This window comes from Sphingomonas gilva (assembly GCF_003515075.1).
Lineage (GTDB): Bacteria > Pseudomonadota > Alphaproteobacteria > Sphingomonadales > Sphingomonadaceae > Sphingomonas > Sphingomonas gilva.
On the sequence record NZ_QWLV01000001.1, the window covers coordinates 633,801 to 651,728 of the forward strand.

A 17,928-nucleotide genomic window follows, 5' to 3' on the forward strand; every position below is an offset into this window, starting at 1 on the left:
GCATCATGCGATGCAACCCGACAGAGAAAGGCCGCTGCAAGCAGCGGCCTTCCCCCTTTTGACCGAGCCGTCCCCACACGCCCGGTTTAGAAACGATAGCGCGCGCCGAACAGGAACAGCGGTTTCAGCTCCTGCGCGAAGAACAGGTTGCTTTCGTCGCGGCCATAGGTGCGGATCGGTTCGCTCAGCACGTTGATCGCTTCGAGCGACAGCGCGATGTTTTCGGTGACGTCGTAGCTGATGTTCACGTCGAGCGTGCCGAAGGGCGCGTAGAACACCGGGTTCCGGCTGCCGCCGCGATTGGTCGCGGCGAGGAACTTGTCGCGCCAGTTGTACGCGACGCGCGCCGACAGCCCGTAATTCTCGTAGATGCCGGTGATGTTGAAGCTGTCGCTCAAGCCGACCAGCGCGAACACATTCTCGTTGGGATCGGCGCCGACATCGACCCCGACATCGCCGTACACCTTGGTGAACGAGCCGGAGACGCCGAAGCCCGTATCGCCGAAGAAGTGCTGCGCCTGAAGCTCGAAGCCGTGGATATTGCCTTCGCGGTTGTTGATCGGCGTCGTCACCGAGAAGTTGAACAGCGGATCGTCCGCGTCGGCGATGATGTCGGTCCGGGCGAGGACCTCGTCGACGAAATCCTGATCGATCTGGCCTGTCGCCGGATCGATATTGGCCCGATATTCGGCGGAAGCGGCGGCCAGATCGCCATCATTCTCCACCAGCAGCGCGGTCATGGTGAACAGGCTGACGTCGCTCAGCACCGCGCCGATCCTGTTGAGTTCCTCCAGCGCGGTGCCGGAGCGCGACCCGGGCGCGCCCGAGCTCGGGTCGCGCAGGCCGAACAGGTTCCGATCGATCTGCGCTGCGCCGATGAAGTTCTTCACCTGCTTGTAGAAGAAGCCGGCGGAGACGTAGCTGGATCGGCCGTAATACCATTCGAGCGAGACGTCGAAATTGTCCGAGACCAGCGGCCTCAAACCGGGATTGCCGGTCGATCCGGTGGCGACGCCGTCCAGCGCGATCGGCCGGTTGGGGCCGTTGGCGGCTTCGGAGGCGAACAGGTTGCTGTAGTCGGGCCGCGCCATCGTCTTGCTGTACGAGACGCGCGCCACGACGTCGTCCATCGGCGAGATGCGGAAGTCGATCGCGGGTAGGAGGTTGCTGTATTCGGCCTCGCCGCTGCGTTCGACCAAGGTTTCCGGAACCAGGCGCAGGATCCGGCTGAAGTCATTGTCCGAATCCCATTCGATCCAGTCGGGCTGATTGAACTGCGCGTATGATCTCACCTTGGTGTTCTCGAAGCGGGCGCCGGCGACCAGCCCGGCCTCGCGGCCCATGATCTCGCCATTCCAGGTGAACTGCGCGTAGACCGACCAGATTTTCTCCTCGACCTGATCGAAGTCGCTGCCGGTGACGTTGATCGGGTTCGCCGAATAGGCAGCGGCGAACGCCTCGTAGAGATCGACCGCGTTGCCGCGGAAGGCGATCTGCGCGTCGGTCGGGTTGTAGTGGTCGAACTGGCATTCGAGGCAGAACTGCTCGATCATGCCGCCGGCGAACTCCTCGACGTCGCCGACCTGGGTGATGCCCCAATCGCCGAGCGTCTGCTGCGTCTGGACGCGCTGACTGGTCATCTTCGAATCGATATAGGTGGTGCCGATATCGAAACGGCCGCCACCGTCGAATTCCCAGCCGAGATCGGCGCGCAGCTGATTGACGCGGTGCTTCTGCGTCGATGCGTTGGTGCGCTGCACCTGCGTGCCGAGATCGCCGATGTCGAGCACGCCGTTGCCGTTGCCACGCGCGACATCGTCGGCCGTACCCGGAATCTCGTCCGGACCGTCGGTGAAGGTGCCGTCGTTGAAGATCCAGTCCTGCTGCGGAATGTCGCCGCTGTAATCGACCGAATGCCCGTCGACCACCGGCGCGCCGAAGCCGACCAGGGTCGAGCTGGCGCCGTTGCGGGCGTTGGGCGTGCTCGCGGAGGTCGAATGATTGCCGTCGAGCTTCAGCGTGAAGCCGTCGGCGATCTCCCATTCGGCGTTGAGACCGTATGACTGGAGCTCGGTCTTGGTCGCGCGGAACTGCTGTTCGAAGCCGATGTCCTTGACGCCGTAGCCGTCGCCTTCATCGAGGTAGATCGCCGTGGCGACGATCGGATTATCGTCGAAGGTGACATTGTCGAACGGGCGGTTGAACCAGTTGCCCTGGTCCATGCGCTCTTCCTCGACCTCATTGCGCGCATAGACCGCATCGGCGGTGATCGTCAGCGATTCGACCGGACGGAACTGCAGCGTCGCGACGCCGTTGATGCGCTCACGCGAGGATTCGGAATAGTGATAGCGGCTGTCGTTGGGGATCGCGACGAGCTGGTTCGGATCCTCGGGCGCATTGGTGATGACCGTGTCCGGTCCCCGGCCCGGCATCGCGGAGAAGGGCTGCACGTTCCACGCGTTCGACGTCGAGCTGGCGGCGGCGCTGTTGCGCTTCTGATAGGCGCCGAACAGCGAGATGCCGATGGTGTCGTTCGGATCGGACCAGCTGACCACGCCGGAAAGCTCCGGCGTCAAATCCTCGAAATCGCGCGCGGTGTCGTACACCGCCTTCGCGCCGATGCTGCCGCGCAAGCCTTCCTCGGCGCCATCGAGCGGGCGCAGCGTGACGATGTTGATCGCCGCGCCGATGCCGCCCGACGGGATCGCCGCGCGCCCGGTCTTGTATACCTCCAGCCGGCGCACGCCCTCCGACGACAGGTTGGAGAAATCGAACGAGCGGCTGGTCGCGCGGGAGAAGTCGACATCCTGGTCGCCGCCGACCGCGTTCACATCGGAGGTGGCGATCTGGCGCCCGTTGAGCGTCACCAGGTTGAAGGTGGGGCCGAAGCCGCGCACGGTGACGCGCGACCCTTCGCCGTTGCGACGATCGATGGTGACGCCGGGAATGCGCTGCAGCGATTCGGCGAGGTTGGTGTCGGGGAACTTGCCGATATCCTCGGCGGAGATCGCGTCGACCACGCCCGATGCATCGCGCTTGATCTCCATCGCGCGATCGAGGCTGGCACGGACGCCGGTGACGATGATCTCGGCCGCGCCGCTGTCATCCTGCGACTGCGGGTCCTGCGTGCTGACCGAATCGGCAGGCGCGGATACCGTTTGAACCTGCGCCAGCGCGACGCCCGGCGCCGCCAGGCATGTCGCGACCGCAATTGCCGAAACCGACCGCACAAGCGCGGAAGAACGTCCAAAGCTCCCCATAATTCTCTCCCCTCCTTGCCGGCTTCTTCAGCGAAACTTCGGCAGCCATGTCGAACAACGGTCTGTCGCCGTCGATGATATCGCTATCATATTGTCATACGTTGTCAACACGCAAATGACCCTTAGAATGGGCCTTGTTGGATATAATGCTACATGAAATGGCAATTATATTATAGCAGACAAGTTTGTTCCAGTTGAGCGCCGAGTGAATGTCCCTAATGAGGCGATTCCCCACCGAAAACGGAAGGATTAATATGACAACGATGTCGGGCATATTCCTGCCGGCGCTTCGCCGACGGGGCAATCCGCTTGACGACGCCGCGGAAAGCCGTTGAAAAGCGCCGTCATGGCAGGGGGATCGAAACGCTCGACGATCATCGATGTCGCACGGGCGGCCGGCGTTTCGACCAAGACCGTCTCGCGCGTGCTCAACCGCGAGCCCCATGTGAAGCGCGAGCTGCAGGACCGCATCCGCGCCGCGATCGTCGAGCTGAACTATCAGCCCAATGTGCTGGCCCAGGGCCTGGTGCGTCGCCGCTCGCATCTGATCGGCCTGATCTACGAAAATCCGAGCCCGAGCTATGTCGTCGAGCTGCAGATGGGCGCGCTCGATCGGCTGAAGGACGAACGCTACCGCCTAGTGGTGCTGCCGGTGGGGTCGGTGCACGAGCGCGCGACCGAGATCGTCAGCCTGCTGCGCGCGGCCGCGGTCGACGGCGTCGTGCTGGCGCCGCCCGCGTCCGACCATCCTGTGGTGCTGCGCGAGCTCGAGGCCGCGCAGCTTCCCTATGCCCGCATCGCGCCCACGCGCATGCCGGAGAAGGGCCCGAGCACGTCGATGGACGACGTGGCCGCGGCGCGCGAGATCGCGCGCTACCTGCTGTCGCTGGGCCACCGCGATATCGCGATCATCAAGGGCGAACCGACCCATTGTTCGAGCGAGGCGCGGCTGCTGGGCTATTCGCAGGCGTTCGCCGACGCGGATGTCTCGCCACGGCTCGATTGGATAGAGCAGGGACATTACACCTTCGAATCCGGCCTGGAGGCAGGGCGGCGGCTGCTCGACCGGCCCGACCGGCCGAGCGCGATCCTGGCGCAGAATGACGATATGGCGGTGGGCGCGCTGATGGCCGCGCGCGAGCTGGGGCTGGGCGTGCCCGAAGACGTCTCGATCGTCGGGTTCGACGATTCGGAGGTGGCGCGCCTCGTCTGGCCGCGGCTCACCACGATCCGCCAGCCCGTGTTCGAGATGGCGGCCACCGCCACCAGCATGCTGCTCGACCAGCTCGAGGGCGGAAGCGCCGGACCGGCGCAGGTGCATCCGCACGAGCTGCTGATCCGTGAATCGGCGGCTGCGCCGCGCTGACGCAGAATTGGTCTGGCCAAATGTCGGGCCTTTGCTAGCATGACCAGCAAAGGGAGAGGACATATGGGTCGAAAATGGTTGCTGCTTTTCGCCTTCGCGGGCGGTCTGGGAACGATCGGCGGCTGCGCGCCGACGCAGGCGGTGGCGCCGGCGCGCACCGCCGCGACGGAGCTGCCCGACCGCGCGCGGGTCTTGGCCACGGCGGCGCGGGCGGCCGACTGGCAGCTCGCCAATCTCGACGATCTCAGCTACATGCCGAGCGCTCGGCGCAGCACCGCCAATCCGCGCGACTGGCAGCAGGCTACCTTCTGGGTGGCGCTGACCGAGCTCGCCGACCGCAGCGCCGATCCGCGCTATCGCGACGCCATTCTGGCGACCGGGCGGCGCGTCGGCTGGAAGCTCGGCGACCGGCTCCACCATGCCGACGATCATCTGATTGGTCAGGCCTGGCTGTGGGCCGCCGAGCATGGCGCGGGCGCGCAAGCGATCGCGCCGATGCGCGCGACCTTCGACCGCATGCTCGCCGACCCGCAGACGGGCAGCCTGGAGTTCATCGCGCCGGCTGAGGGCGGCGATCCGGCGTGCACCACGCGCTGGTGCTGGTGCGACGCGATCTTCATGGCGCCGACGACGCTGACCGCGCTCACCGAGGAAACCGGTGACAAGCGCTATGCCGACTTCGCCCATCGCGAGTTCGATGCGGTGACCGACTATCTCTACGACCGCCAGGAGAAGCTCTATTACCGCGACAGCCGCTTCATCACCCGGCGCGATCCGGGCGGCGCCAAGCTGTTCTGGAGCCGGGGCAATGGCTGGGTGATGGCGGGGATCGCGCGGATCATCGACAATCTCGACGCGAGCGACCCGCGCCGGGCGCGCTACGTCGATCTGTTCCGCGACATGGCGGGGCGCATCGTCACGCTGCAGCGGACCGACGGCTATTGGGCGCCGTCGCTGCTGGGCGACCGCGAGAGCGCGCCGATCGAGACCAGCGGAACGGGCTTCTACGTCTATTCGCTAGCCTGGGGGGTCAATCGCGGGCTGCTCGATCGCGCGGCCTATGAGTCGGCGATCGTGCGCGGGTGGAACGCGCTGGAACGCGCGGTCGAGCCCGACGGGCGGCTCGGCTGGGTGCAGCAGGTCAGCGACCGGCCCGACGACGTCAAGCGCGAGGACGCCCAATTCTACGGCGTCGGCGCGCTGATCCTCGCCGGCAGCGAGGTCGCCGACATGGTGCGATGATCCGGTCGCTCGCCGCGGCGCCGCCGCCTGGGTAAAGGCGCGGCGCTAGCGGGCGTCGGATTTGAAATAGGCCCGGAGCAGCGCGGCGTCGTCCGGTTCGTAGCCGGCTCCGGGCCAGCCTCTGTTCGCCCGGATCACCAGGTCTTCGATGACATCAGGCTCGGGATCGATCTCCTTGTCGGGCCAGCGATCGATCCGGCCGCGATAGGAGACGATGAAATCGGTCGCGCGCCTCAGGCCCTCGGCGCCGTTCCACAGATCGACGCCGACGCACCGGCCCAGATCGGCGACATTGTAGGCGGCGGTCAGCGCATAGACCGAATAGTGCAGGCTGCGCGTGCGGGCGAGCTCGTGCGGCATTCGCCCGTCGGATGCGATCTGCGGCGCGACGCGGCGGCGGGGGAAGGCTTCGGCGACCTTGCGCGCGACCTCGGGCCGGCGGGCGAACAGCGCGAAATGGACGAGCTGGCTGTCGTACCATAGCCCGTGGTTGTTCTTCGCCGCATCCTCCGCGCGGCCGTTCCTGCTGGTCATCAGCCAGTCGACATAGGCGGAGAACCAGCGTTCGAGCCCGGCCTGCCGCTCGGCGGTCAGCGCGCCCGACGGCGCGATCAGCCCGATCGCCTCGACCACGCCCTGGAGACCGGCGGTGTCGATGATCCCTTCGGCCCGGCCATTCTCGCGCCCCGGCACCGCCTGCGCGAAATTCATGTTGGGACGCATCCCGAGCCTGGGGTGGAGGAACCAGATGTCGAGCAGATCCGCAGCATGCCGGGCATAGGCGGCGTCGCCGGTGAAGTAGTAAGCGAGGCCGAGCATCTCGACATCGGCGCTGAGCGCGCCGAGATCGGCGCGGTCATACTTGTCGCTCGCCCGATCGGGATTCACCTCGCCGTCCCGCCGGATATAGGGCAGGCCGTCCTTCTTCGCCGGATCGGGCCACCAATAGGGGCCGACGCTCAGATAATCCCGCCGATTGCCCGATGGCGGCACGGTGCGCTTGTCGGCGACGGTATAGGGCCCGCGCATCAGCGCGGCGTCGGCCCTGGCGACGAGCGCCGCCTTCGCCTTCAGCGCCGCGCCGTCGGTGCGCGCGGCGAGCGCGCGCAGCACCGACGGCTCGAATAAAAAAGTCCTCCGGCCGTCGAAGGCGGCGGCGTGGCCGTCGGCTCCGCGACACGTCTGGCCGGCGGCATAGGGGCGGGGATGCTCCGCATATAGCGCCGACCCGGACGACGGCGCGAACGCCGCCGCCAGGACAGTGGCAACCGTGAAGATGGCGCGCGGGCCCACCGGATCAGTACCGGAAGCGCACGCCGAAATAATAGACCGGGCCGCTCTCGCTCACCTCGGTGATGCTGTCGAACCCGCCTTTGTAGAAGATGTCGCGTTCGCCGGTGATGTTGAGCGCCTGCGCCTTCAGCTGGATGTTCTTCGTGATGTCGTAATTGGCCGAGAGGTTGACGAAATGCGTGTCGCGCACCTCGCGGTTGGTGCCGCTGTTCGGCTTGAAGTAGCCCGAGCGGTAGCGATAGAAGGCGCGCAGCGACAGGCCCGATCCCTCCCAGTAGACCGAGGCGTTGGCGACGTGCTTGGAAAGTCCGATCAGGTTGGCCGGATCGACATAGGGGCCGATCGCCGACGTGTCGGGATATTCGAAGTTGGCGAAGGCGCGGGCATAGGATCCGCTGACGCCGAAGCCGCCGAGGAGGCCGGGCAGATAATCGAAGGCATGGCTGCCGGTGATCTCGAAGCCGTAGAGGTGCCGCGTCTCGGTGTCGTTTGCGGGCGCGACGGGGAAAATGGTGTAGGTCTCGGTCACCGGCGCACCGCCATCGACGATGGTCGTCGCGGTGATCTCGGTCGGGATCGGCTCCTCGGCGCGGATCACCGTCCCCTTCAGCCATTTATAGTAGAAGGCGGCCGAGATCAGCGTGTCCTCGGATGCGTAGAATTCGAGCGAGGCGTCGAGATTCCACGCCCGCAGCGGCTTCAGGTTCGGGTTGCCGGTGGTCGCGTTGAACACGATGTTGGTGATATCCGTCCCCTCGGTCGGGTTCAGATCGATGCCCGCGCCGAAGCTTTCGATGCCTGAGCGCGCGATGGCGCGGTAGCCGGCCAGGCGCAGGCGCAGCTGCTCTGACAGGTCGAACGCGATGTTGGCGCTGGGCAGCCAGTAATCATACTGGCCGGTCGCGATATTGGTCACCAGCGTCCCGGCGGGATCGGGCTCTACGACATAGCTGTCGCCCGCAGTGTCGATGGTGATCCGATATTCCTGCCGAAAGCCGGTCGACGTGATGTCGGTCGTCACGTAGCGGACGCCGACATTGCCGAAGATCGGCACCGATCCCGCGTCCGACCGGAAATTGGCCATTACATAGCCGGCGGCGATCTGCTCGGTGACGTCGATGTCGCTCGGATCGCGGCCGTCGGTCGGATAGGGCAGCGCATCGTCGCTGCCGGTGAAGGTGCGGAACAGACAGTCGTTGTCGAAGGTCGCCCAGCGCGTGACGTTGGTCTCGCTCGCGCTGAAATAGCCTTTTGACGGGAAAGGCGCGCGGCAATTGGCGTTCGCGGCGGCGATCAACTGGGCCGGCGACTGCCCGTCGATCGGAATCAGCGTATTCCGGTCATTGTTGCGGGCATTGTCGTTGGTCCGGTTGTGATCCGAATAACGGCCGCCAAATTTGATCGATTCGATGAACCCGTCGAACTCGTAGGTGAAGTCCAGCCGCCCCGCCCAGATCGTGTCCTTGCGGTCGGTCGCGAAGCGGTTGCGCGCATAGACCGAATTGGCCGCCGAAGCCAGGAACAGGTCGTGGTCGGTGATGTCGAAGCCGTCGAAGGTGACGGTCGGGACGACGCCGGTGGTGTAATCAACCTCATAGCCGACGCGGCGGCTGGAGCGCATCCGCGTCGCCTTCTGCGTTTCTGTGCGATGCGAATCCGAATAGGAGGCGTCGGCGCTCACCGTCAGCCGGTCGCCCGTATAGGAGGCGGCGATGCCGCCGCCCACATAGGTCTCGTCGCGCTGGCGCAGCTCCAGCTGGTTCTCGATGTTGGAATTACCGCGGAACTTGACCAGCGCGTTTTCCGAATAGTCGGTGCCGTCGCCGATGATGATCGGCTGCAGCGCGCGCAGCCCTTCGGCGATCGACAGGATGTTCCTGTCCTCGGTGCTCTCGCGCTTCGAATATTGACCGTCGATGGCGATGTCGATCTCGGGCGTCGGCTGCCATTGCAGCGCGCCCAGCGCGGCATTGCGCAGCTCGCGCGTGGTGTTCTGGCGGAACACGCGCGAGGAGGTGGCGAAATAGATCGGATCAGGCGAGCCGGCGACCAGGGCGCAATTCTGCCCGGCGCCATTCGACGTGTTGCATGGCGTGAATGCCGAATTGGTGTTGTAATAATCCTCCGCCGCGGGCTGGTCCTGGCGCTGCACGCCCAGGCTGACGCCGATGCGGCCGATACCGGTGTCAAATTGATCGACGAAAGACAGGTTGGCGCGGTAGCCGAGCCCGTCCTTGCCGATGACGTCGTCATCCTTGGGCGAATAGGCGCCGCGGAACTCGCCCTGGATGCGCTGCTTGCCGTAATCGAGCGGGCGCAGCGAGCGCAGCTCGATCACGCCGGCGACGCCGCCTTCGGCGAAGTCCGCCTGCTGCGACTTGTAGACGACCACGCCGCTCATCAGCTCGGACGGGAATTGCTGGAAGGCGACCGACCGGTCCGGTCCGGCAGAGGATACCTCGCGCCCGTTGAAGGTCGAGAAGCTGAGCGTGGGGCCGAGGCCGCGCACCGACAGCTCGTTGGCGTTGCCCTTGAACCGGTCGGCGGAGACGCCGGTGATGCGCTCCAGCGTGTCGGCCACCGAATTGTCCGGCAGCGCGCCGATCTCCTCGTTGACGATGCCGTCGAGAATGACGCTTGCCTGGCGCTTGACGTCGATCGAGCTGCGCTGCGTCGCGCGGGCGCCGGTGACGACGATCTCATCCTCCTGCGCCTCGGCCTGCTGCTCGGCGGCCGACGGCTGCGCGGCTGCCGGATCGGCCTGATCCTGCGCGAAAAGCGGGGCGGCGATGCAGGCCGAAGCCAGCAGCGCGGCACGCAAAGCGATGGAATGACGATTGAAGGGCCGCTGGGCCATGTCTGATCTTCCTCCCCTGAATGCGGCTCGTCCTCGCGAGCTCTTCTGGTCAGGCCATTATTGGTAAGGAGGTAATGCCACCGGTGTCAATAGCCAGATTCGCGAAAAACAGACAATCTTGTCCGATGCTTACTATTCGCGGCAAGAGGGATCGCGCCGCGCATTCCGTGCGCGGCGGGATACCGGTCAGGCGCGGCGCACCTCAGAACTTGGCGCGCAGGCCGATCGAATAGCGCCGTTCCGACAGCGCGTAGCTGTTGAGCGCGATCGGGCCCGCCGCGCTGTATTCGAACGTCGCCGAATCCTCGGGGATCAGGTTCTGCGCCTGGAGCTGAAGCGCGAAATTCTCGTTGATGTCGAAGCCCATCTGCGCGTCGAGTTGCGAACGCGGGCCGATGAAGCTCGGCCGCCCTTCGGAAAATTCGAACACCGCCTCGTCGCGATAATTATAGGCGACGCGCGCCGAGAAGGGGCCTTTTTCATAGAGGCCGACCAGATTGTAGCTGTTCTTGGAAACCGCCACCAACGGGAAACCGTTGTTGTCCTCCGAATCCGAATAGGTGTAGTTGGCGATGATGCCGAAGCCGTCGAGCGGCGAAGGCAGGAAATCGAAGAACTGCTGGATGCCGATCTCGAAGCCCTTGATCTTCGCGCTTCCGAGATTCTCGGGCCGCGAGAAGACCAGCTCGCGCCCCTGCGGATCGAGGTCGAGATCGATGCCGGTGGTGACGAAGTTCGCGATGAAGTCCTTCACATCCTTGTAGAACAGCGCGCCCGAGATAAGCGAGCTCCGGCCGGTATAATATTCGAAGCTGATGTCCGCCTGGGTGGAGATCGGCGGGTCCAGCTCGGCATTGCCGCCGGTTACCGACAGGTTGGTCGCGTTGAAGAAGGTCGACGGCGCGAGGTCGGCGATCGACGCCCGTTGCAGGGTCTGGGAGCCGGAAACGCGGATCAGGAAATCGTCGGTGACGTTGAAGACGATGTTCGCGCTCGGCAGGACATTGGTGTAGCGATTCTCGTCGGTGACGAGCGTGCTGGTCGAGCCGACGTTGAGGAAGGTGTCGACGGAAAGCCGGGTGTTGGCGATGCGCACGCCTGCATTCGCGCGAAACGGAATGCCGGCGGCTTCGCCCTCTCCCGACACCATGAGATAACCGGCGAGCGTCTTTTCGGTGAAATCATAGTCGCGCTGCGAATTGGGCAGCAGGGTCGAGCGATCGTTGGGGTCGGGATTGGGCTCCGCCGCCTGGGCGCGCGTGAAGACGTAATCGTACGTCGGCGCGGTGCTGAGGAAGCTGCGCGGGAAATCGCCCGGAATGTCGGGCAGGAACGCGCCCATGTCGACCGGCCTGAGAAAGGGCTCGATCTCCTCGCGGGTCGGGGTCACCTGGCTGCGGTACGCGTTGGAGCGGGCGTGCAGATCGGTGTAGCGGACGCCCGCCGCCAAGGTCACTCCGCCATCGGATTCCCAACTGAGGTCGAGCTTGCCGGTCCATTCTTCGAGCAGGCCGAGCAAGCGGTTGCTGCGCACGCCGTTGGTGGCGGGCCGGTAGGAATCGTAGTCGGTGGGGTCGAACGCGCCGCCCAGCGTCAGCGAGGGAATGGTGACGTCGCGAAAATCGAAGGCGCCGGGGACCGCGGCATTGGCCTGAAGGGTGATGATCTGGATCGTCTGGTCGATCGTTCCCTTGCTGTAATAGCCGTCCGCCTCGATCGTCAGCCCGCCACTCTCATATCTGCCGTTGAGGCCGTAGAGATAGCTCTTGGTCGGCTCGTTGCGGATCTGCCCCGCGGTGGTGACCGTGCCGTTGGTGTCACCCGCGACGACCGCGCCGTTTTCGACCACCGCATTGGTGACCGGATTGGCGCCGGTGGGCAGGCGAAACGCGAAGAAATCCTGATGGCGCCCGGTGGTGAGCTCGGAATAGAGCGCGTCGGCGGTGACGACGAATTCGGGCGTGACCTCGAACTGCACCGCGCCGTTCAGGCCGAGCCGGGACCGGTCGACGACGAAATTCTCATATTGCAGCAGGACGGGCGTTTGCTGGACGGTGGTGACGCCGCCCGCGGTGTAGTTGCGGTTGAGGAAGTTGTTGCGCTCGAACGCCTGGGTGGTGGAGGTGCGCTTCTGATATTCGCCCGCCAGCATGATCCCGACGCGCCCGTCGAGGAATTTGGTCGTGGCGAAGCCGGTGATGGCGGGCTCGAACTCTTCGGAATTTTCGGAGTACACCCCCTGGGCCCGCAGGGAGACCGTCGTTTCCTTGAAGTCCAGCGGCTTGGGGGTCACGAGATTGACCGTTCCGCCGAGGCCGCCCTCGGCTTGGCTGGCGAGCGGCGACTTGCGCACCTCCAGCCGGCCGAACAGGCTGGAAGGGACCGAATCGAGACCCGACGAGCGGCCGAGCTGATCATTCTCCGGCGGCGACAGGCGCGCCGACCAGCCGAGCAGCGTGCGGCCGTCGACCTCGACGCGCACCTGCTGGAGTCCGCGCACGGACACCGCCTGGCCTTCGCCGAACACGCGGGTGATCTGGACGCCGGTGACGCGCTGCAGCGCCTCGGCGACATTGGCGTCGGGCAGCTTGCCGACGTCCTCGGCGGTGATCACGTCCATCACCTGCGGCGCTTCGCGCTTCACCTCCGCCGCGCGTTCGAGCGAACCGCGAATGCCGGTGACGATGATCTCGCCTTGTTCGGGCTGGCTGGACGCGTCTTGCGCGGGAGACTCCTGCGCAACCGCCGGCATGGCGGTGCAGGCCGAAGCCAACAGAAGCGCGCGCGCGGCGCGCATCCTCGCGTCGATCGGACACGACTTCCCCATCTCGTCTCTCCCCGGTCCGGACCCGTTTGCGGGCCGCTCTCATTGGTCTGGCCATTATTGGTATGATGGCAATGCCACCGGTGTCAATAGGCGGGAAGCAACAGCGGAGAACGAGGCGAAATCAACGATAAACGAGCGTCCAGCCCAGTTTCAGCGGCTGGTCGAGCGTCATCGCGCCGGTGCGGCAGGCGACTCGGATCATCATAGGGCCGTCCGGCGCGGCATAGGGCGGGCCCGGATTCTCCTGCGCGTCGCAGCCCTTGAAGCCGCGCGCGGTGAAGCTCGCCGCCGAACCCTGCGCAAAGGTGAAGCCCGTCGGCCCGGTTCGCGCCGGTTCGCGCGCAAATCCGGCGAACTCCATATCGACGGCCACGATATCCAGCGGCCGGGATGCCCGGTATTCGTCGCTCCGTTCGATCCTCCCCGCCGAAAAAACATACCGTGTCGTCACCGTCAGGCGCGGATCGGCGACCGCGTCGTTGCCGCCCATCCGGTCCATCGCATCCATGCGATAGGTGACGATCGTGGTCCCGCCCTCCCGCCGCATCGCGACATCGCGGAACCAGGCGAGCGGCATCAACACGCTGCCGTCCTTGAGCGTGAAGCGCGGGACCAGCAGCGGGAAGCTCGCATCGGCCGCTCCCGCCACAAGATCCGTGCCGTAGGGGATGGGGAAATAGGGGCTGTTCATATGCTGCCCCGCCGCACCGTTGATCAGCGGCAGACCGATGACATGACCGCCGTCGCGGATCGTCAGTAGCGCGCGGTCATGTTCGCCCCGCGCGAAATAGAGGAACGAGGATTTCGGCAGTGTGTCCAACCAGCGGGCATAGTGCGGCGACGGCGCGCGGCCGCGATAGCCGAGCTCGTTCCAGATCGCGTTGGTATAATGATGCTGGCGCGCCAGGCTGAGATTTTCACCCAATATGCGGTGCTTGCCGCGATAGGCGTCAGTCCGCCGGCCATCGTCCCACAGATTGACCGATCCGGTCCGTGGATCGACCCAGAAATCCATGTAGCGCGCGGCGATCCGCGACGAAAAGGCATAGGCCATGTCGCGTTCCTCGGGCGTCAGCACGTCAAGCTTGGCCGCCGCGGTCAGCACCTCGAGGAATGCAGATTCGCCATAGGCGCCGATGCTGCGGCCATATTCCCAGCCCTCGCCGGTGAGGTTGAAGCGAAGCAGCATCAGCTCGGCCGATTTGCGCAGCCAGCCCTTCACCTCAGCGGTCGGCTCCAGCCCTGTTTCGATCAGGCGGTGCGCGATCTCGCCGATCAGCAGCACGCTGTAGCGATCGAAGCGGCCATCGCCGGGGGTTTCATCGGCGAACCCGTATTCGCCCGAATATTCGCGGTAGTGGTCGAGCATGCGCTCGAACAGCGCCTCGCTCGCCGAGGCGTCTTCCCAGCCCATCAGCATGCGCAACCGCGCGATGCTGAAGGCGACGCCATAATAGTTGTTCGGCAGATTCTTGAGTTCGAGCGTCCGGGAATCGACGAAGCTGCGCCAGTCCAGTTTCCTGCGGAGCGCGGCCAGCGTCTCAGGCCGCACCGCCTGGTCGAGCAGCCCGGCCTGCTTCAGATCGTGCAGCGCGGACACATAATAATAGATGCCCCAGCTTTCGTTGGTGTCCGCAAGCGTCAGATCGGCGATATCGCGGAATCCGGCGAGATAGCCGGCGAAGCGCGGATCGTCGCGTGGCGTCTCCAGCAGCAGCATGGCAAGGCCGGAGGCGATCTTGCCGGGCAGGAACTTGTCGCCGCTGCCGAACACGGCCACGCCGTCCAGCCGCATCGCCCGCTTTTCGCGCAGCAATTGCTGCAGCAGCCGCTCCATCTGCGGCATCAGCCGCCGTTCCACCGTCGCGTTCATCGGTGCGACGTCGGTGTAGATCCTCGCGGCCGGCGGCGCCGAGGCCGGCTTAGGCAGAGATGCGCATGAGGAGAGAAGCACCGCGCACAGGGTTGCAGATGCGCTGGCGCGCATGAAATTCGTCATTGGCCTCTCCTGATTGGTTTGGCCAATTGTCAGCTGGTCGGGCCAACTGTCAAGCGCGTCAGATCTCGATGCGGCGGGCAACGGTGCTGCGGCGCTCGTCGATCTCGCTGCGCGCGCGCGCCATCACCTCATGCTCGGTGGCGGCGAGCAGATCGTCGATCACACCGCGCAGATGGCTGCGCATCGCCGCGCGGGCGCCCGCTGGATCGCGGTTGCGCAGCGCTTCGAGGATCGGGCGATGCTCGTCGATGCGGGGGGTGACGCCGCTGCGTTTGGCGCGTTCGAACATGGTGACGCATAATGGGGACCTGGTCCTGAGGTCCCAGAGCAGCTCGACCAGCATGCGCAGCGCTTCGTTCTCGGTAGCGGACGCGATGGCGAGGTGGAAGCGGCGATCGGCGTCCATCACGCCCGGTTCGCTCGGCTCCTCGGCGGCCATGTCGCGCAGGATCGATTCGAGCTCGGCGAGCTTGGCGTCGTCCATTGACATCGCGGCGAGCGCCACCGCCTCGCCCTCGACGATGATCCGCGCCTCGGTCAGTTCGAACGCGCCGACATCGGTGTCGAGCTCGCGTACGTCGCGCAGCGGCGCATTCCTGCGCGTGACATAGAGGCCGGAGCCGTGGCGCACCTCGATCAGGCCGCGCATCTCAAGCGCGATCATCGCCTCCCGGATCGTCGGACGGCTGACCTTGTACTCCTCCGCCAGGTCGCGCTCGCCGGGCAGCCGCGCGCCGGGCTGATAGCGTCCGGCCTCGATCGCATCGGCGATCGTCGCGGCGATCCGCTGATAGAGTTTGTGCCGCGGAAATTCCATCGCCCTGCTGCCAGTCCGTCGCCGACCGGCGACACCGCCGGAATGATGGTTGGCCTAGCCAATTACTCCGAGAAATGGAATGGCTATCGACGCTCGCCAGATGGCGCACCCGACAGGATTCGAACCTGTGGCCTCTGCCTTCGGAGGGCAGCGCTCTATCCAGCTGAGCTACGGGTGCCTGGGCAGGCGCGTTAGCAAAGCGCCCGGGCCTGCGCCAGTGCCTAGTTATTCGGCCAACTCGACCGGCTGGAACGTGCCGAGGCCGCAGGTCGGGCCGCGCACGCCCGACTGGAGCACGGTGATCGTATCGACGGAGCAGAGCTGACCGATCGTGGTCTTATAGGCGAAGCGCCTTTCGAACCCCAGCCCCGGACAGGATTGGGGAAGCGTATTGCGATAGATGTGGCCGTCGGTGGTTTCGAAGTCGATCACCGAATCGTTGTGGACGTTGCTGTTGCGGATGCGATTGGTCTGGAGACAATCGACCGGTTCTCCGGCGGGCGTCGCGGCGGGGACCTTCGCGGCCTGGGAAGCGGCGTATTCGGCCTGGCGTTCGGGCGATGTGGTGCAGGCTGCGGCGAGCAGCGCGAGGGCGGGGGCAAGGATCAGGGCGGTGCGCATGGTCGGCTCCTCTCACGCCGTCGCGCGCTTTGCCATGGGCGGCGGCGTCTTGGGTTTGAACGCACACAGGTCCGATACGATGCACCGCCAGCATTCAGGCGTGCGCGCCTTGCAGACATAGCGGCCGTGCAGGATCAGCCAGTGATGCGCATGAAGACGGAAAGGGCGGGGCACGACCTTGTCGAGCTTCAGCTCGACGGCGAGCGGGGTCTTGCCGCGGGCGAGGCCGGTGCGGTTGCCGACGCGGAAGATGTGGGTGTCGACCGCGAAGGTCTCATGGCCGAAGGCGGTGTTGAGGACGACGTTCGCGGTCTTGCGGCCGACGCCTGGCAGCGCCTCGAGCGCGGCGCGATCTTCGGGAACTTCTCCCATATGATCGCGGATGAGTGCTTCGGAGAGCGCGATGACGTTCTTCGCCTTGGTGTTGAACAGGCCGATCGTCCGGATGTGCGCCTTCAGCCCTTCCTCGCCGAGGGCGACCATCTTCTCCGGCGTGTCGACCTCGGCGAACAGGCGGCGGGTGGCCCTGTTGACGCCGACATCGGTCGCCTGCGCGGAAAGCGCGACGGCCACGAGGAGGGTGTAGGGGTTGGTGTGGGCGAGTTCGGTTTGGGGATGTGGATTGTCGGCGGCGAGGCGCGAGAAGAACTCGACGATCTCGGCCCTGGTCAAAGCCCCAGCACCTCGCGCATGGCGTAGCGGCCGGGGGCGCGCCCGGCGAGCCACGCCGCGGCCCTGACCGCGCCGCGGGCGAAGATCGCGCGATCCTCCGCGCGGTGGGCGAGCTCGATGCGCTCGCCCTCGCCGGCGAGGATCACCGCATGATCGCCGACGACCGATCCGCCGCGCAAGGAGGCGAAGCCGATCGTGTCCTCCGCGCGCGCGCCCGACAGGCCGGCGCGGCCTTCGACGAAGCTGTCCGCCGGCGCGACCCCGCGCCCGGCGGCGGCGGCCTCGCCGAGCAGCAGCGCGGTGCCCGACGGCGCATCGAGCTTGTGGCGGTGGTGCATCTCGACGATCTCGATATCCCAGTCCGAGCCGAGCCGGGCGGCGGCCTCGCGCACCAGCGCGGCGAGCAGCGTGACGCCGAGCGAGGTGTTGCCCGTCTGGAGCACGGCGATGCCCTTCGCCGCATCGTCGATCGCGGCGTGATGATCGGGCCTGAGGCCGGTGGTGCCGATCAGGATCGGGACGCCCGCCGCCGTCGCCGCGGCGAGATGATCGGCAAGCGCGCTGGGATGCGAGAAATCGACCAGCACGTCCGATCGCGCGGCGAGCGCATGCGCGTCGCCGCCGCGATCCGCGCCGCCGGCAAGCGTCGCGCCCGATGCGGGGATCGCCTGCGCGATGGCGAGGCCCATCCGCCCCTGGCTGCCGAGGATGCCGATTCGCGTCATGCCGCGTCCGATCCGCAACCGGCCGGTTGAACGAAATCGCCCGGAAACGCGTCGTTCGCGCCGGCGAAGCTCAGCGTCTTCAGGGTCTGGCGCGCATTCCCGCGAGGCTGAACATCAGCGCGGGCGAGGGCGATGAGAGGCGAACGGATCGGCATATCGCCGATGTGGCATATTTGCCGGGATCTAGGACAGACCTTTCCATCGCAAGCGGCCGCGCCCTGATCCATGTTATCCAAGCCCCGGAATTTT

The 17,928-nt window shown here is 65.9% G+C and carries 12 protein-coding genes and 1 tRNA gene; 2 read left to right on the forward strand and 11 right to left on the reverse strand.

What is annotated here, in order from left to right; genetic code table 11:
* Positions 1–86 precede the first annotated feature (86 nt).
* A complete protein-coding gene (locus D1610_RS02995; protein WP_342768296.1) occupies positions 87–3,230 on the reverse strand; it encodes a TonB-dependent receptor in 3,144 nt (1,047 codons plus the stop codon).
* Between the two features lie 376 nt (positions 3,231–3,606).
* Here D1610_RS02995 and D1610_RS03000 point away from each other — a divergent pair, with 376 nt between their 5' ends.
* Both D1610_RS03000 and D1610_RS03005 read left to right on the forward strand, forming a co-directional pair.
* Entirely contained in the window at positions 3,607–4,626 is a 1,020-nt protein-coding gene (locus tag D1610_RS03000) for a LacI family DNA-binding transcriptional regulator (RefSeq protein WP_118862609.1), read from the forward strand.
* A 63-nt stretch (positions 4,627–4,689) separates the two neighbouring features.
* Entirely contained in the window at positions 4,690–5,868 is a 1,179-nt protein-coding gene (locus tag D1610_RS03005; protein WP_118862610.1) for a glycoside hydrolase family 88/105 protein, read from the forward strand.
* Between the two features lie 45 nt (positions 5,869–5,913).
* Here the strand turns inward: D1610_RS03005 and D1610_RS03010 are convergent, their stop codons facing one another.
* The 10 genes from D1610_RS03010 to D1610_RS17225 form a co-directional block, all read right to left on the reverse strand.
* Complete coding sequence (locus D1610_RS03010; RefSeq protein WP_245941954.1) at positions 5,914–6,981, reverse strand: alginate lyase family protein; 1,068 nt, start codon at positions 6,979–6,981, stop codon at positions 5,914–5,916.
* Positions 6,982–7,165: 184 nt separating this feature from the next.
* A complete protein-coding gene (locus tag D1610_RS03015; RefSeq protein WP_118862611.1) occupies positions 7,166–10,018 on the reverse strand; it encodes a TonB-dependent receptor in 2,853 nt (950 codons plus the stop codon).
* A gap of 202 nt (positions 10,019–10,220) precedes the next feature.
* Complete coding sequence (locus D1610_RS03020) at positions 10,221–12,791, reverse strand: TonB-dependent receptor (RefSeq protein WP_222926916.1); 2,571 nt, start codon at positions 12,789–12,791, stop codon at positions 10,221–10,223.
* A gap of 175 nt (positions 12,792–12,966) precedes the next feature.
* Positions 12,967–14,718 (reverse strand): hypothetical protein, encoded by a 1,752-nt coding sequence (locus D1610_RS03025; RefSeq protein WP_118862613.1) that lies wholly within the window; start codon positions 14,716–14,718, stop codon positions 12,967–12,969.
* Positions 14,719–14,902: 184 nt separating this feature from the next.
* Positions 14,903–15,661 carry a FadR/GntR family transcriptional regulator gene (locus D1610_RS03030; RefSeq protein ID WP_118862614.1) on the reverse strand — a complete coding sequence of 253 codons (759 nt, stop codon included), beginning with the start codon at positions 15,659–15,661 and terminating at the stop codon, positions 14,903–14,905.
* Between the two features lie 101 nt (positions 15,662–15,762).
* Positions 15,763–15,839 (reverse strand) — tRNA-Arg (locus D1610_RS03035).
* Positions 15,840–15,886: 47 nt separating this feature from the next.
* The gene (locus D1610_RS03040; RefSeq protein WP_118862615.1) at positions 15,887–16,282 is read right to left on the reverse strand and encodes a DUF6491 family protein; all 396 of its coding nucleotides are present in this window, start codon (positions 16,280–16,282) and stop codon (positions 15,887–15,889) included.
* 12 nt (positions 16,283–16,294) lie between these two features.
* On the reverse strand, positions 16,295–16,954 hold the full coding sequence (gene nth / locus D1610_RS03045; protein ID WP_118862616.1) for an endonuclease III: 660 nt from the start codon (positions 16,952–16,954) through the stop codon (positions 16,295–16,297).
* Entirely contained in the window at positions 16,951–17,679 is a 729-nt protein-coding gene (gene dapB / locus D1610_RS03050) for a 4-hydroxy-tetrahydrodipicolinate reductase (protein WP_118862617.1), read from the reverse strand. The genes nth and dapB overlap by 4 nt, the downstream gene beginning before the upstream one ends.
* A complete protein-coding gene (locus tag D1610_RS17225; RefSeq protein ID WP_222926917.1) occupies positions 17,676–17,906 on the reverse strand; it encodes a hypothetical protein in 231 nt (76 codons plus the stop codon). The genes dapB and D1610_RS17225 overlap by 4 nt, the downstream gene beginning before the upstream one ends.
* Positions 17,907–17,928 lie beyond the last annotated feature (22 nt).